Origin of the sequence: Streptomyces sp. NPDC015242, assembly GCF_043079125.1 — a bacterium.
Classification (GTDB): domain Bacteria; phylum Actinomycetota; class Actinomycetes; order Streptomycetales; family Streptomycetaceae; genus Streptomyces.
The window spans coordinates 171,294-185,429 of record NZ_JBIBUF010000009.1 but is presented as its reverse complement, the minus strand read 5'-3'; the positions used below and the strand labels follow the sequence as shown (position 1 = coordinate 185,429).

Here is a 14,136-nt window from a genome sequence, read left to right as displayed (position 1 = left end):
CGCTGCCGCCCGGGATACTCCGGCTGCTTCCGGGGTGCCCGCACGGCCGGGCACGGGCCATCGCCGCGCACGCCTCGGAGCGGGGCAGCGGGCGGGTGGGCCGCAGCGCGGCGGGGCGGGCGCTGACCGAGAGGGCGGTCCTCTCGGCGGTCGTGGCGTCCGTACGGCATCTGGACACGCCGTACGACCGGCTGCTGATGAGCGGCGTGCCGCGGCACGAGGCGCGGCGGCGGATCACACCCCTGGTGGAGGCGGTGCTGAGGGAGTGGGAACAGGCGGGGCTCGGTGCCGCGGGGTGACGGACGCGTGGACGTTCGCGCATGCGCCCGCGGCGCTCGGCCATGGTCACCGGTTCCGTACGGGATTTCACTGGTGGTGCCGACGGATGCCGGGCGGGAGGACGCCGGGCGGGATACCGGCTCGGCGGGCGGGAGAGGCTGACATGATCGACGGACCGTACTTCTGGCTGACGGTGCTGGGTGTGCTCGGGACGGGCCTGGTGGCCGGGGTGTTCTGCGGTTTCTCCACGTTCGTCATGCGGGGCCTGGCCACGTTGCCGCCCGCGCAGGGGGTCGCCGCGATGCAGGCGATCAACGGGGCGGCGGTGACCCCGCCCTTCATGGCCGTGTTCCTGGGCTCGGCCGTGCTGTGCGCGGTGACAGCCGTGGTGACGTTCGTGCTGTGGCCGGACCGGGGGGCGGTGGAACTGCTGGTGGGCAGCGCGCTGTACCTGTTCGGCTCGTTCGGGCTCACGATGGTCGCCAACGTGCCGCGCAACGAGGCGCTGGCCCGGCTGCGGCCGGGTACGTCGGAGGCTGCCGCGTACTGGCCGGTGTACGTGCGCGAGTGGACGAGGTGGAATCACGTCCGCACCGTCGCCTCCGCCGGGGCGGCCCTGGCCTACGTCCTGGCGCTCACCTGATATCCGCCCCTGCTCAGCCCACTCGTCCCCCCGCTGCTCTGCGCCGCTCGCATGCGTCCCCTCCCCCTCCCCCCAGCTCCGCGCCGCTCGCCCGCCTCCACGGTGACAGGCGCGGGTGAGGAGGCGGACGTATCGTGGCGACAGGAGTGCCGCCCGACGACGCACGGCCTGTCACCCGCGCACGCAAGGAAGACGGCCATGGCCGATCCCAAGGGTTTCCTGACCACGCCCCGCCAGGACTGGCCGCGCAGGCCGGTCGAGGAGCGGGTGCGGGACTGGGACGAGGTCTACGTCCCGGGGGCGCTGCTGCCGATCATCAGCAAGCAGGCCGGTCGCTGCATGGACTGCGGCATCCCCTTCTGCCACGACGCCTGCCCGCTGGGGAACCTGATCCCGGAGTGGAACGACCTGGTGTCCCGGGAGGACTGGCGGGCGGCGGCGGACCGGCTGCACGCCACGAACAACTTCCCGGAGTTCACCGGCCGGTTGTGCCCAGCGCCGTGCGAGGCGGGGTGTGTGCTGGCGATCAACCAGCCGGCCGTGACCATCAAGAACGTCGAGTGCGCGATCGCCGACCGGGCCTGGGAGGAGGGCTTCGCACCGCCCCGGCCGCCGGACCGGCTGTCGGGCAGGACGGTCGCGGTGATCGGTTCGGGGCCGACCGGGCTGGCCGCCGCCCAGCAGCTGACCCGGGCCGGGCACACGGTCGCGGTGTACGAACGGGACGACCGGCTCGGCGGTCTGATGCGCTACGGCATCCCCGCGTTCAAGATGGAGAAGCACCATCTGGAGCGGCGGCTGGAGCAGATGCGGGCCGAGGGGACGAAGTTCCGCACGTCGACGGTGGTCGGGCGGGACATCGGAGCCGAGGAACTGCGCGGCCGCTACGACGCGGTGGTGATCGCGACGGGCGCGACGGCCTGGCGGGAACTTCCGGTGCCGGGGCGCGAGCTGACGGGTGTTCATCAGGCGATGGAGTACCTGCCCTTGTCCAACCGGGTCGGCGAGGGCGATCTGGAGACGTCTCCGCTGTCGGCGGCGGGACGCCACGTCGTCATCGTCGGCGGCGGCGACACCGGCGCGGACTGCCTGGGCACGGCGGTCCGCGAGGGGGCCGCGTCCGTCACACAGCTGGACATCTACGCCCTGCCGGACGCGGAGCGGAACGAGGACGTCGAGCCCTGGCCGACCTACCCCATGCGGGTCTACCGGCTGTCCGCCGCGCACGAGGAGGCCCGTGACCTGCGGACCGCCCCGGTCTCGGACGCGGACGCGCGGCTGTTCGCGGCGTCCACGCTGCGGTTCGACGGAGACGCGGACGGGCACGTCCGTTCGCTGCACCTGGTGGAGGTGGACGAGCGGCGCCGCCCGGTGGCCGGCACCGGGCGGACGCTCCCGGCCGACCTCGTGCTGCTCGCGCTCGGCTTCTCCGGGCCGGACCGGCGGGACGGGCTCGTCGACCAGCTGGGGCTGCATCTTGAGCCTCGGGGCACGATCGCGCGCGACGCCGGGTTCGCGACGAACGTGCCGGGTGTCTTCGCCGCGGGCGACGCCGCCCGGGGACAGTCGCTCATCGTCTGGGCGATCGCCGAGGGACGGGCGGTTGCGGCCGCCGTGGACCGTCATCTGACGGGCAGCTCGGCGCTGCCGGCGCCGATCGGACCGTACGACCGGCCGATGGCCGTGTGACCACCGTCCCCAGCCCCTGACCGCTCAGCGCTCGTCCGTGCCCGCGACCTTCGCCGTGGACAGTGCCACCCGGTTCCAGGTGTTGATGGTGAGGATGAGCGCGAGCACCTGGGCGAGTTCCCGCTCGTCGAACCGCGCGGCGGCCTCGGCGTAGACGTCGTCGGGGACACCCGCGTCGGCGACCCGGGTCACCGCCTCCGTGAGGGCGAGGGCCGCCTGCTCCCGCTCGGTGAAGAAGTGCCGGGCCTCGCGCCACACGGCGACCATGTGCAGCCGGTCCTCGCTCTCGCCGGCCTTGCGGGCGTCGTTGGTGTGCATGTGGAGGCAGTACGCGCAGTGGTTGAGGTGGGAGGCGCGGATCTGGATGAGTTCCACGAGGGCCGGGTCGAGTCCCTCGCGGGAGGCGGCGTCGAGGGCGATCAGGGCCCGGAAGGCCTTCGGGGCGGCCTTGGCGAACTCCAGCCGGGGTGCCTGCAGGGGGGTGCCGTAGGTGCTCGTGTTCGTCGTCATGCCGTTCAACCTACGGAGGTGAAAGACCCACGGTAGGGTGCACTTCCGTGGCGGATTCGTGGGTCAATACGGCGGAGCGGATCGGGGCCGACCTGCATCTGGAGCTGAGCGGACCGGGCGGGCGGCGTGCGGCGCTGATCCGGGCCCTGCGGGAGGCCGTCCGCAGCGGGCGCCTGGCTCCGGGGACGCGGCTGCCGCCGTACAGGTCGCTCGCCGCGGACCTCGGGGTGGCCCGCAACACGGTGGCGGACGCGTACGCCGAGCTCGTCGCGGAGGGCTGGCTGACCGCCCGGCAGGGCTCGGGGACGCGGGTCGCGGAGCGCGCCGCACCGCTGCGGCCGGCCGCCCGCGTGCCCAGGCGGGCCCTCGTCCACGCGGGCCCCCGGCACGACCTTCGGCAGGGCAGCCCGGACGCCTCGGCCTTCCCGCGCACGGCCTGGCTGGCCTCCTACCGGCGGGCTCTCCAGCAGGCGCCCAGCGAGGTGTTCGGACCGGGGGACCCGGCGGGCCGGGCCGAACTGCGGGAGGCGCTGACCGAGTACCTCGCCCGCGCGCGTGGCGTCCGGACCGAGCCGGGCAGGATCGTGATCTGCTCCGGTTTCGCGCACGCGCTGCGGCTGCTGTTCGGCGGGGGCGTGCTGCGCGGACCGCTGGCGGTGGAGGCGTACGGGCTCGGGTTCCACCGGGAGGTGCTCGCCGCCGCCGGGGTGCGGACGGTGCCGCTCCCCCTCGACGAGCACGGCGCGCGGGTGGACCGGTTGGGGCGCGAGCGGGCGGTGTTGCTGACGCCGGCGCACCAGTTCCCGACCGGCGGCCCCCTGCACCCGGCGCGCCGGACCGCCGTGCTCGACTGGGCCCGCGCGCCGGACGGACTGGTGCTGGAGGACGACTACGACGGGGAGTTCCGCTACGACCGCAAGCCGGTCGGCGCCGTCCAGGGGCTCGACCCCGAGCGGGTGATCCACCTCGGCTCGGTGAGCAAGAGCCTGTCCCCGGCGGTGCGCCTGGGCTGGATGGTGCTGCCGGAGCGGTACGTCGACGCCGTGCTGGCGGCCAAGGGCGAACGGGAGGCCTGGGCGAGCGTCCTCGACCAGCTGTGCCTGGCGGACTTCGTCGCGTCGGGTGCGTACGACCGGCACGTGCGGCGGATGCGGCAGCGCTACCGCGGGCGCCGGGACCGGCTGGTCGCGGCGCTCGCCGCGCACGCGCCGCACATCGAGGTCAGCGGCGTCGCCGCCGGGCTGCACGCGGTGCTGCGGCTGCCGCCCGGCAGCGAGGCGTCCGCGGTCAAGGCCGCCGCCTGGCGGGGCATCGCCCTCGACGGCCTCGCCGCGTTCCGGCACCCGCAGACGGACATGCCGGCGGGCGACGGGCTCGTCGTGGGGTACGCGACCCCCTCCGAGCACGCCTACGGGCCGGCCCTGGAGGCGCTGTGCGGTGCACTGCCGCCGCCCTGACCGGCCCGCGACGGACGGGGCTTACGGCTTGCGGGCCACCGCCCCGTACCCCGGGATCACCCCGTCGTCCTGGCCGGGCACCGGCTCGCCCAGCTCGGGGTGCCAGCGGTGCGGTACCTCGACGCCGGGCTCGACGAGGTCGAGTCCGTCGAAGAAGCGGGTGAACTCCGCGCGGGAGCGCAGGGCCAGGGTGACACCGGCGGCACGCATCTTCGCGGTCGCTGCCTCGGACTCCTCCGGGGTGAAGTCGGAGGTCGCGTGGGTCATGACCAGGTAGCTGCCGGAGGGCAGCGCGGCGAGCAGCCGGCCGACGAGGTCGTGCGCGCCGTCCTCGTCGGAGACGAAGTGCAGCAGCGCGATGAGCGACAGGGCGACCGGCTCGGAGAAGTCCAGGACCTTCCGCGCGCCTTCCAGGATGGCGTCCGGATCGCGCACGTCGGCCTGGAGGTACTCGGTCACCCCCTCGTCCGTGCCCCGCAGCAGGGCGGCCGCGTGGGCGAGCACGATGGGGTCGTTGTCGCAGTAGACGACCCGGGCGTCGGGGACGACGTCCTGGGCGACCTGGTGGAGGTTCGGCTCGGTCGGTATGCCGGTACCGATGTCCAGGAACTGCCGTACGCCGTTCCGCGCCAGCCAGCGGGTGGTCCGGTGCATGAAGGCGCGGTTGACGCGGGCCATCACCGGCACCCTCGGGTCGAGGGTGAGCATCTGGCGGCCCATCTCCTCGTCGACCGGGTAGTTGTCCTTGCCGCCCAGGTACCAGTCGTACATTCGCGCGGGATGGGGTCGGGTGGTGTCGATTCGGACGGCCGACGTGGGGTCCTGCCCGGTCATGAGGCACTCCATAAGACACAGAGGGTGGTCACTTCAGCACCAGCGATTCAGCATCAGCGATTGAACATCAGCGATTGAACATCAGCGGTTCGGCATCAGCGGACAGAGGTCGAGCGTGAGCAACGGCGAGCACGGTCAGGACAACAGGAAATCCGCCTCTCCCGCCTTCGCCCCCTCGATGAAGGCCGTCATCTCGGCGGTGGTGTAGATCAGCGCCGGCCCGTCCGGGTCGGTGGACTGGCGGACGGCGATCCGGCCGTCGGCGAGCTTCATCGCCTCAAGGCAGTTGCCTCCGTTTCCGCCGCTCCACGGCTTGTGCCAGCCTTCGCTGCCCAAGTCGCGCGCGGGCATGCCGTTGTAGACGTGTTTGCGCGGCTTGATGCGATCCATTTACAGCTCCTTGCGGAGATCCCGGAGGATCTCCTTCGTGCGATGTGCCGTGGCGGCCTGCGCCGCCATGCGGTCCATGACCTCGAGATGGGTCGCCACCTCGGCGCGCGCGTCCAGGTAGACCGCGCCGGTCAGGTACTCGCTGTAGACCATGTCCGGCAGTTCGGGCATGGCGAATCGGAACAGCACGAACGGTCCGTACGTGCCCGGGTGCGGCCCGGCCGCGAACGGGGCGATCTGCAGCGTCACGTTGGGCATCGCGGTCGCCTCCAGCAGCCGGTCGATCTGGGCGCGCATCACCTCCGGACCACCGACGGGGCGCCGCAGCGCGGTCTCGTCCATGACGACCCACAGCCGGGGCGCGTCCTCGCGGGTGAGGAGGGTCTGGCGCTGCATGCGCAGGGCGACATGGCGCTCGATGTCCTCGGGCCGGGTCTGCCCGATGGCGCCCGAGCGGAGCACGCCGCGCGCGTAGTCCTCGGTCTGCAGCAGCCCGGGGACGAAATGGGGCTCGTAACTGCGGATGACGCCGGCCGCGCCCTCCAGGCTCACGTACATCGAGAACCAGCCGGGCAGGATGTCGTGGAACCGCTGCCACCAGCCGGGCTTGTTCGCCTCCTCGGCCAGCTGGACGAAGGCCTCGGCCTCCTCGTCGGAAATCCCGTAGGCCTTGAGGAGCAGCTGCAGGTACGGGATCTTGAGCCCGACCTCGGCCATCTCCATACGGCGGACCGTGGCGGGGGCGACGCGCAGGATGCGGGCGGCCTCCTCGCGCTTCATCCCCGCGCGTTCCCGCAGGTCCAACAGGCGCCGGCCGAGAACGACCTGGCCGACCGTCGGCGCGGACCGCGGTTCACTCACGCTCCACCTCCACGAAGAGTTCTGACGAGCCGGCCACAGAGAAACGCTGACAGCCCGGCGGCGCCATTCGAAGACCTATTCGAAAAGCTGGTCCGAACACAGGTTTCGAACGAACCTTCGACGATCTCAACTGGCGCCGCGCGGGGTGCTGTTGCGAGCAGTGTGCCACGCCGTTCCAGACCGTCACACCGCACTCTGCAATTTTCAGAGTGACACTTGCCAAGTGTTCACGGCGGGGCGATAGTGGCAAGCGTGATTCCGTCCGCGCCCTTAGGAACAGAAGCCGCCGCAGGCCCGCTCGGGCTCGGCGCCGCCGCGGGAGCAGACCCCCTCGGGGCGGCTGCCGAGCGCCGGTTCCGTTTCGAGCTGGCCGCACACCCGGGCTCTCCCGCACAGGCCAGACGCCTGACGCGGGCCCGGCTGAACGGCTGGTCGGTGTGCGAGGACACGTGCGACAGCGCGGCCCTGGTCGTGTCCGAGCTGGTCACCAACGCCATCGTGCACACGGCGAGCACCCACATAGTGTGCGAGCTGCACGACGGCGACGACCTGGTGCGGATAGCCGTGCGGGACGAGGGCTGCGCCCCGGGCCAGCCCCACGCCGCCAGCCGGACCCGGCCCGAGGAGGAGCACGGGAGGGGACTGCTCCTCGTCGACGCCCTCTGCCACGCCTGGGGTGCCCATGAGCACGGGCCCGGGCTGCTGGTCTGGGCGGAGCTGCCCCGCACATCGGACACCGCGCACGACCCCGCCGCGGCCTGGAACGACGCGGACTGGGACGGCATCCTGGACGACCCCGAGCCCGGCGCCCCGCGCACGCCGGAGGGCGACTCGCCCGCCGCGGACCGCTCCGGCTCCGCCGGTCGCCCCACTGCCGCGGACCAGGACACGCCCCGCAGCGACCTCGGCTGGGGCGCCCGCCCGAAACGCGTCCCGTCCGACGACCAGGGCGACGACGAGGACACCCGGCGGACGCCGCACCAGGCGCCGCGTGAGGCACAACGACGAGCAGCGCACGAGGCCCGGCACCGGATGCACCCGGCCGCGTCCGCCGCGGAGGTCCCCCCGCAGGAACGACGCCGGGAACGGGGGCCGGCATGAGGCCCGGCGGCCGGGTCCTGCACCTGGACACCCTGGCCCGTCTCCGGCGTGCGCAGCGCGCTGCGCAACCGGTCCTGCGCCTGCCCGTGCCCGAGGGCATGACCACCCCGCTGGGCTGCGACGCGGTGGCCGTCCCCGCCGGCTACGGCCGGCTGATCATGCCGCGGCTGCCCCGTGTCGGCTGCGTCTACGCCGACGCCGCGCACTGGTGGTGGCTGGTGCCGTCGGACTCCGACCACGCCCTGGAGTGGCCGGCGCCCGCCCGGTACGTCACCGGCGCCGTCGTGCCGGACGTCCCGCAGCCGCCCGCCCTGATCCACCGGCCGGACGGCACCCTTCCGTACACCCCGCCGATTCCCCTGTACCTGACCCTGTGCCGCGTGACGGGGACGGCGCCGGCCTGGTCGCGGCCGGTCAGCGCGTAGACCCGGCCGGGAGCGCGCCGCCGAGGCCGGCATCCCCACCGCCGGGGCCGGCACCCCACCGCCGGGGCCGGCATCCCCACCGCAGGGGCCGCCGCGCCCCCCACCCCACCCACCCGCACACCAGCCGCCGCCCCGGGCCACCCCCGCGCCGTCCCGGGCCCGGCCGCGTCCTGTCGTGCGCCCGCGCGCATCCGGCGCCCCGGGCTGCGCCCTGCCCCGGTGGACCCCGCCCCCGCGATAGTGGCCGCTCACGAGCCGGGGCGGACCCGGGCGGCGGCGAGCGGGGAGGTCGGTCGACGGTGGCGAAGAAGCGGACCGCGCCGGAGGTGTCCGAGTCGGAGCGGCTGCTCTTCGGCGGGCCGCTCCGCTACGACATGGGCTGGAACCAGCACGCCGACGCGTTCCTCGAACTGAACTTCCGCGCCATGATCACCCGGCTCCCGTCCCTGCTGGCGTCCAGCCTCCGGCTCGCGCGGCAGGCCGACCCGGGCGCCGCGCGGATCGTGCTGGCCGCCGAGGCGGGCCGGGGCGTGGCGCAGGCGGTGAGCCTGCTCGCGGTCAACAGCGTGCTGGCCCGTCTGATGGGCGGCGGCCCCATCGAGGACCGGCTGGGCGGCGCCGTCCCCGCGCTGGTCACGGTGGCCGTCGTGATGCTGCTGGCGGCCCTGCTGCGGGCCGCGAGCACATACGCCACCGGGCGGCTGGAGCCGAAGGTGGAGCGGGTGGCGACCGAGCGGTACCTGGAGCGGGCCGCGGCCGTGGAACTGGCCGCCATCGAGGACCACGCCTTCCACAAGCTGCTGGACACCGCCCAGTACGGGGCGGCCTCGGCCCGCCGGATGATCTCGTACGGGACGCGCGTGATCAACGCGATGATCTCGCTGGTCGCCGCCGCCGGCGTGCTGACCGTGCTGCACCCGGCCCTGCTGCCGCTGCTGGTCACGATGGTGCTGCCGAGCGCCTGGAGCGCGCTGACCGTGGCCCGGCGGCGCTACGAGTCCTTCCACGCCTGGGTGCAGCACGCCCGGGCCGGCCGGCTGCTCGGCAACCTGCTCATCGAACCCGAGGCGGCACCCGAGATCCGGGTGCACGGGGTGGGCGCGTTCCTGCTGCGGCACTTCCGCGCGATGTCGGAGACGGCGGAGGCCGAGCAGGCCCGGCTCGCCCGGCTCGCCGCCCGCACCGGCCTGATCGCGGCGGCCTGGACCGGCCTGGCCACCGTCGCGACGTACGCCACGCTCGGGTGGATGCTGCTCGCCGGGGCGATGGCCCTGTCGGTGGCGGGCACCGCCGTGATCGCCATCCGCACCGGCTCGCAGAGCCTGGACACGCTCGTGGTGGAGGTCAACGCGCTGCACGAGGAGGCGCTCTTCGTCGGTGACCTGCACCGGCTGTACGCGGAGGCGGCCGAGCGGGCGATCCCGCCGGGCGGCCACGCGCTGCCGGAGGACCCGCGCGAGATCCGCTTCGAGAACGTCACCTTCCGTTACCCGGGCGACTCGGCGCGCCCCGCCCTCGACGACATCACGCTCAGCCTGCCGCTGGGCCGGATCGTGGCGCTGGTCGGGGAGAACGGCTCCGGCAAGACGACCCTGGTCAAGCTGCTCGCCGGGCTCTACACGCCGGAGCGTGGACGGATCCTGTGGGACGACGTGGACGCGGCGACCGCCGACCGGCACCGGCTGGCGGAGCGGATCGCGATGGTCGCGCAGGACTTCAAGCGGTGGCCGTTCACGGCGCGGGTGAACGTCGCCCTGGGACGGCCGTCGGCGCCCGTGAGCGAGGAGCGGCTGGCCGCGGCGGTCGCCGAGGCCGGGGCGGAGCCCGTGATCGCGGATCTGCCGCGCGGGCTGGACACGCTGCTGGCCCGCAACTTCTCCGGCGGGCACGAGCTCTCCGGCGGCCAGTGGCAGCGGCTGGGCATCGCCCGGGCGGCCTATCGCAGGGGCCGCATCCTGATCGTGGACGAGCCGACGGCGGCCCTGGACGCCCGGGCCGAGCTGGAGGTCTTCGAGCGGATCCGCGCCCTGGCCGACAGCGGCCAGACGGTCGTGCTGATCACCCACCGGCTGGCGTCGGTGCGCCACGCGGATCTGGTGCACGTCCTGGACCAGGGGCGGCTCGTGGAGTCCGGGACACCGGACGAGTTGCTGGCGGCCGGCGGGCTGTACGCGGAGCTGTACGCGCTCCAGGCGGAACAGTTCGCCCCGTCCCCGCCGCCGGCCAGGAAGGTGCCGGCCCCCGAGGCGCCGGCCCCCGAGGTGCCGGCCCCGAAGGCGGGCTGAGGGCACCGGCCGCGCGGCGCCCCACGGCGGGGGTCACGCGGTGGCGTCGGCGCCGTCCCCGCTGCGCACGATGACCAGGAACATGTCCGACGCCAGATCCATGACGACCTCGGCAGGCATGCCTTCCAGACGCCGCGCCTGCGCGAACTCCTCCGCCGGCCAGGAGCCTCGCGGCCCGCCCGCGGGAAAGCGCTCGAGCACTGTTCGCCCGTTCACCACCCTGCACCTCCATGTCGCGCTGTACTCGTAGAGTTAAACGCCAACCATGGGGTGAACGGCTCGCGAAGTGACGGTTCTGAGACGTAGTTGACACGCGTTCACCGTCAAGTGTGAGCGAATTCTCAGCCGCTTGGCTGATTTCCTCACTGTACGTATCAGTCGTCGTACTCGTCGTGATACCGGACGCGCTCACTTCCCGCAGGCGCCCCAAGAGCCGACGCGCGCCCCTTGGGCTCCTCCCACTCCTCCTGCCGGCCCAGCGCGGTGAGGTCCAGCAGGCTGGTGGTCGAACCGAGGCCGTCGAGGCCGCGCTCGTACGTCGAGTACGTGTGGAACACGCGGTCGCGGTCCCGCAGGAAGCAGCTCAGCCCGGGCCGCTCGACGAGTTCGCCGTCGCGCTCGAGCGTCACGTCGAAGTCGCGGTTGAAGTCGCTGCCGTACGACGAGTACCAGGGCAGCGGCCAGCCCATCCGTGCCTTGAAGGGGAGGATCTTCGGGTACGGCGCTCGCGAGACGGCCACGAACGACGTGCCGCGCGCCGCGAGATGAGCGAGATGCCCCACTTGGTCCAGGAACGCGGAGCAGCTGCGGCACCCGGCCTCCCACTCGGGCGCGAACATGAAGTGGTAGACGACGAGCTGGTGCCGGCCCTGGAACAGGTCGAGCAGGGTGGCCTTGCCGTCACCACCCTCGAAGACGTACTCCTCGTCGACCTCCACCATGGGCAGGCGGCGCCGCTCGGCGTTGAGCGCGTCCCGCGCGCGGGTGGCGGCCTTCTCCTTGACCAGCAGTTCCGCGCGCGCCGCGCGCCACTGCTCGCGCGAGACGATCTCCGGAAGCGACATGGGCCCTCCTGTGACAACGGTCCGTCCGGGGTGGTGACCGGCGGGAGGGGCGGAACTCATCGCCGCCCGGGGAAAATTCCCCGGGGACGTTTCCCGGGAGGCTTCCCGGCGACCCCGGGCTCAGGTGCCGTACTCCTGGACGCGCCGGCCGTGGCTGCGGTCGACGAGCGCGGGCAGCCGCTCCTCCAGCTCCCCTACGACCGCGGGCACGTCGATGCTCAGCAGCTCCCGGTCCCGCATCAGGATCCGGCCGTCGACGATCGTGGTGCGCACGTCGGCGGAGCGGGCGCTGTGCACGAGGGTGGCGGCGAGGTCGTGGACCGGCCGGGTGTGCGGCCCCGTCAGGTCGACCAGGATGATGTCGGCCCTGCGGCCGGGCGCGATGCCGCCCACGTCGTCGCCGAGGCCCACGGCCCGGGCGCTCTGCAGGGTGGCGTGGTGCAGGGCCTGGCGGGAGGTCAGCCAGCGCGGATCGCCCTCGGCCGCCTTCTGCACCAGGGAGGTGAGGGCCATGGACTCCCACACGTCGAGGGAGTTGTTGGAGGCGGCGCCGTCGGTGGCGAGTCCCACGTCGACGCCGATGTCGCGCAGGGCGCGCACCGGCGTGGTGTCGGGCCAGGCGAACTTGAGGTACCCGCGGGGCGCGCTGGCGACGGCCGTACGGCCGGCCGCCCGCTGCAGCAGCGGCAGGTCGCGGTCCGTGATGCCGGTGCCGTGGGCGAGGAGCAGGTCCGTGTCGAGGAGACCGGTGCGGCGCAGGACCTCGATCGGGGTGACGCCGTGGCGGGCGAGGCTGGCCTCGGTCTGGGCGCGGTTCTCGGCGGCGTGCAGGTGCACCGGCAGACCGTGCTCGCGCGCGAGGTCCGCGGTGGCGGCGAGGTCGGTGTCGCCGACCGTGTAGGGGGCGTGCGGCGCGAGGGCCGTGGTGATGCGCCCGCCCGCCGCGCCGCGCCGGCGCAGTGCGAACTCCAGGGACTGCTCGCGGCCTTCGGGCCCCTGGGAGGAGAAGTAGGCCTGTCCCAGCAGCGCCCGCATGCCGCACTCGGCGACCACGTCCGCGACCGCGTCCATGGCGAAGTAGTGGTCGGCGAAGCAGGTGACGCCCGCCCGGATCATCTCGGCGCAGGCGAGCCGCGCCCCCAGCTCGACGTCCCTGGCGGTGAGGTTGGACTCCACCGGCCAGACGACGTCGTTGAACCACTCCTCGGTGGGCAGGTCCTCGGCGAGGCCGCGCAGCGCGACCATCGGCGCGTGCGTGTGGCAGTTGATCAGGCCCGGCAGGGCCACCTGGCCACGGGCGTCGAGGCGCTCGGCGGCGGGCAGGTCCGCGGCCGCCGCGGTGCCGGTGACCGCTTCGACGATGCCGTTCCGCACGACGATCGCGGCGTCCTCCCGGAACCCGATCCGCTCTTGATCGTCGTGCACGAGAACCGTACATGCGCTGATGATGAGCTCGGCGGGACTGTCCGCGGCAGAAGGCGTCATCACGCCAACGTACGACGGGGTCGTAGGGCGGTATGAGCCGAACCGCACATCCTGCCGCGGCTCTGTCGCGGGGCGGGCCGGGCGAGCACCCTGGCCTCGTCACCCCGCCTGTCGGCTTCGGAAAGGAGCCCGGCATGCTCCTCGGCACGTGGAATCTGGAGAACCTCTACCGGCCCGGCGGCCCGTTCGGCCCGCCCGACGAGGCCGCGTACAGGGCGAAGCTCGCCGCCCTGGCCGCCGTGATCACGGAACTCGACCCGGACCTGCTCGGGGTGCAGGAGGTCGGGGACCCGGAGGCCCTGGAGGACCTGGCGGGGATGCTCGACGACGGCTGGCACACCGCCCTGTCCGCGCATCCGGACGGCCGGGGCATACGGGTCGGTTTCCTCAGCCGTGCGGAGCTGACGGTGGTGGCCGACACGACCGGCTTCCCCGCGGAGCTGCGGCCCGTGCAGGTCGACGACGCCGGGGCGACGGTGACGGCGGCCGGGCGCGGCGTGCTGGCGGTGGAGGTCGGGGACGAGCCCCTGCGAGTGGCCGTCTGCCATCTGAAGTCGAAGCTGCTGACCTACCCGGGCGGCCGGTTCCACCCCCGCGACGAGGGCGAACGGGCCCGCTACGGCGCCTACGCGCTGTACCGCAGGGCGGCGGAGGCGACGGCCCTGCGCACCCTCGCGGACGAGTTGCTCGACGGCGACGGGCAGGGCAGGGACGTGGCGATACTGGGCGATTTGAACGACGAGGTGCAGGCCGCGACCACGCAGATCCTGCTCGGCCCGCCCGGCTCGGAGATCGGCACGCCCGGCTACGACCGGCCGGACCGGGGCGACGCGTCCCGCCTGTGGGACGTGGCCCCGCTCATCCCGGCCGGGCAGCGCTGGTCCCGCGTCAACGCGGGGCGGCGGGAACTCATCGACCACGTGCTGCTGAGCCACCGCCTGGTCCACCGGGCGACGGCCGCGGGCACCGGCCTGCCCGGCGAGGGACCGCACCCGCTGCCGTCGGTCGGCCCCGACCCGGCGGAGCGGCGGGGCGCGCCCGGGTCGGACCACGCGCCGGTGTGGGTACGGATCGGCGGCTGATCAGGGGCCCTGGGGGTTACGGTGCGCCGGG

At 73.7% G+C, this 14,136-nt stretch carries 14 protein-coding genes and 1 pseudogene; 8 read left to right on the top strand and 7 right to left on the bottom strand.

Annotated features, from left to right (window positions below; all coding sequences use genetic code 11):
- Positions 1–14: 14 nt before the first annotated feature.
- The 3 genes and pseudogenes from ACF07N_RS28885 to ACF07N_RS28875 form a co-directional block, all read left to right on the top strand.
- Positions 15–299, top strand: a pseudogene (locus ACF07N_RS28885) (DUF2293 domain-containing protein); the annotation flags it as partial.
- A gap of 143 nt (positions 300–442) precedes the next feature.
- Complete coding sequence (locus ACF07N_RS28880; RefSeq protein WP_392118374.1) at positions 443–922, top strand: DUF1772 domain-containing protein; 480 nt, start codon at positions 443–445, stop codon at positions 920–922.
- A gap of 198 nt (positions 923–1,120) precedes the next feature.
- Complete coding sequence (locus ACF07N_RS28875; protein WP_392118371.1) at positions 1,121–2,611, top strand: glutamate synthase subunit beta; 1,491 nt, start codon at positions 1,121–1,123, stop codon at positions 2,609–2,611.
- Positions 2,612–2,635: 24 nt separating this feature from the next.
- Here the strand turns inward: ACF07N_RS28875 and ACF07N_RS28870 are convergent, their stop codons facing one another.
- Positions 2,636–3,121 carry a carboxymuconolactone decarboxylase family protein gene (locus ACF07N_RS28870; protein ID WP_392118368.1) on the bottom strand — a complete coding sequence of 162 codons (486 nt, stop codon included), beginning with the start codon at positions 3,119–3,121 and terminating at the stop codon, positions 2,636–2,638.
- 47 nt (positions 3,122–3,168) lie between these two features.
- Between ACF07N_RS28870 and ACF07N_RS28865 the strand changes: the two genes are divergently transcribed.
- Positions 3,169–4,578, top strand: a complete 1,410-nt coding sequence (locus ACF07N_RS28865; RefSeq protein ID WP_392118365.1) for a PLP-dependent aminotransferase family protein — start codon at positions 3,169–3,171, stop codon at positions 4,576–4,578.
- A 21-nt stretch (positions 4,579–4,599) separates the two neighbouring features.
- Here the strand turns inward: ACF07N_RS28865 and ACF07N_RS28860 are convergent, their stop codons facing one another.
- From ACF07N_RS28860 to ACF07N_RS28850, 3 genes are all read right to left on the bottom strand, one after another.
- On the bottom strand, positions 4,600–5,412 hold the full coding sequence (locus ACF07N_RS28860; RefSeq protein ID WP_392118362.1) for an SAM-dependent methyltransferase: 813 nt from the start codon (positions 5,410–5,412) through the stop codon (positions 4,600–4,602).
- Between the two features lie 135 nt (positions 5,413–5,547).
- The gene (locus tag ACF07N_RS28855) at positions 5,548–5,802 is read right to left on the bottom strand and encodes a DUF397 domain-containing protein (protein WP_030246665.1); all 255 of its coding nucleotides are present in this window, start codon (positions 5,800–5,802) and stop codon (positions 5,548–5,550) included.
- Positions 5,803–6,663 (bottom strand): helix-turn-helix transcriptional regulator, encoded by an 861-nt coding sequence (locus tag ACF07N_RS28850; RefSeq protein WP_383331712.1) that lies wholly within the window; start codon positions 6,661–6,663, stop codon positions 5,803–5,805.
- 252 nt (positions 6,664–6,915) lie between these two features.
- Here ACF07N_RS28850 and ACF07N_RS28845 point away from each other — a divergent pair, with 252 nt between their 5' ends.
- The 3 genes from ACF07N_RS28845 (at position 6,916) to ACF07N_RS28835 (ending at position 10,474) form a co-directional block, all read left to right on the top strand.
- Positions 6,916–7,764, top strand: a complete 849-nt coding sequence (locus ACF07N_RS28845; RefSeq protein WP_392118359.1) for an ATP-binding protein — start codon at positions 6,916–6,918, stop codon at positions 7,762–7,764.
- On the top strand, positions 7,761–8,189 hold the full coding sequence (locus ACF07N_RS28840) for a hypothetical protein (protein WP_392118356.1): 429 nt from the start codon (positions 7,761–7,763) through the stop codon (positions 8,187–8,189). The genes ACF07N_RS28845 and ACF07N_RS28840 overlap by 4 nt, the downstream gene beginning before the upstream one ends.
- A gap of 299 nt (positions 8,190–8,488) precedes the next feature.
- Positions 8,489–10,474: an ABC transporter ATP-binding protein gene (locus ACF07N_RS28835; protein ID WP_392118353.1), complete on the top strand. Its 1,986-nt coding sequence runs from the start codon at positions 8,489–8,491 to the stop codon at positions 10,472–10,474.
- Between the two features lie 33 nt (positions 10,475–10,507).
- On the opposite strand, the gene ACF07N_RS28830 is transcribed toward ACF07N_RS28835, so the two are convergent.
- From ACF07N_RS28830 to ACF07N_RS28820, 3 genes are all read right to left on the bottom strand, one after another.
- A complete protein-coding gene (locus ACF07N_RS28830) occupies positions 10,508–10,690 on the bottom strand; it encodes a hypothetical protein (RefSeq protein ID WP_383331700.1) in 183 nt (60 codons plus the stop codon).
- 158 nt (positions 10,691–10,848) lie between these two features.
- The gene (locus tag ACF07N_RS28825) at positions 10,849–11,538 is read right to left on the bottom strand and encodes a DUF899 domain-containing protein (protein WP_392118350.1); all 690 of its coding nucleotides are present in this window, start codon (positions 11,536–11,538) and stop codon (positions 10,849–10,851) included.
- Between the two features lie 120 nt (positions 11,539–11,658).
- A complete protein-coding gene (locus tag ACF07N_RS28820; protein ID WP_392118347.1) occupies positions 11,659–13,023 on the bottom strand; it encodes an amidohydrolase in 1,365 nt (454 codons plus the stop codon).
- Between the two features lie 134 nt (positions 13,024–13,157).
- On the opposite strand from ACF07N_RS28820, the gene ACF07N_RS28815 reads away from it, so the two are divergent.
- Entirely contained in the window at positions 13,158–14,105 is a 948-nt protein-coding gene (locus ACF07N_RS28815) for an endonuclease/exonuclease/phosphatase family protein (protein WP_392118344.1), read from the top strand.
- Positions 14,106–14,136: the final 31 nt, after the last annotated feature.

Excerpts from the sequence above, each read along its gene's own strand:
- ACF07N_RS28880 (WP_392118374.1), top strand. The coding sequence starts at position 443 with ATGATCGACGGACCGTACTTCTGGCTGACGGTGCTGGGTGTGCTCGGG.
- ACF07N_RS28860 (WP_392118362.1), bottom strand. The coding sequence starts at position 5,412 with ATGACCGGGCAGGACCCCACGTCGGCCGTCCGAATCGACACCACCCGA.
- ACF07N_RS28840 (WP_392118356.1), top strand. The coding sequence starts at position 7,761 with ATGAGGCCCGGCGGCCGGGTCCTGCACCTGGACACCCTGGCCCGTCTC.
- ACF07N_RS28855 (WP_030246665.1), bottom strand. The coding sequence starts at position 5,802 with ATGGATCGCATCAAGCCGCGCAAACACGTCTACAACGGCATGCCCGCG.
- ACF07N_RS28820 (WP_392118347.1), bottom strand. The coding sequence starts at position 13,023 with ATGACGCCTTCTGCCGCGGACAGTCCCGCCGAGCTCATCATCAGCGCA.
- ACF07N_RS28815 (WP_392118344.1), top strand. The coding sequence starts at position 13,158 with ATGCTCCTCGGCACGTGGAATCTGGAGAACCTCTACCGGCCCGGCGGC.
- ACF07N_RS28870 (WP_392118368.1), bottom strand. The coding sequence starts at position 3,121 with ATGACGACGAACACGAGCACCTACGGCACCCCCCTGCAGGCACCCCGG.
- ACF07N_RS28875 (WP_392118371.1), top strand. The coding sequence starts at position 1,121 with ATGGCCGATCCCAAGGGTTTCCTGACCACGCCCCGCCAGGACTGGCCG.
- ACF07N_RS28825 (WP_392118350.1), bottom strand. The coding sequence starts at position 11,538 with ATGTCGCTTCCGGAGATCGTCTCGCGCGAGCAGTGGCGCGCGGCGCGC.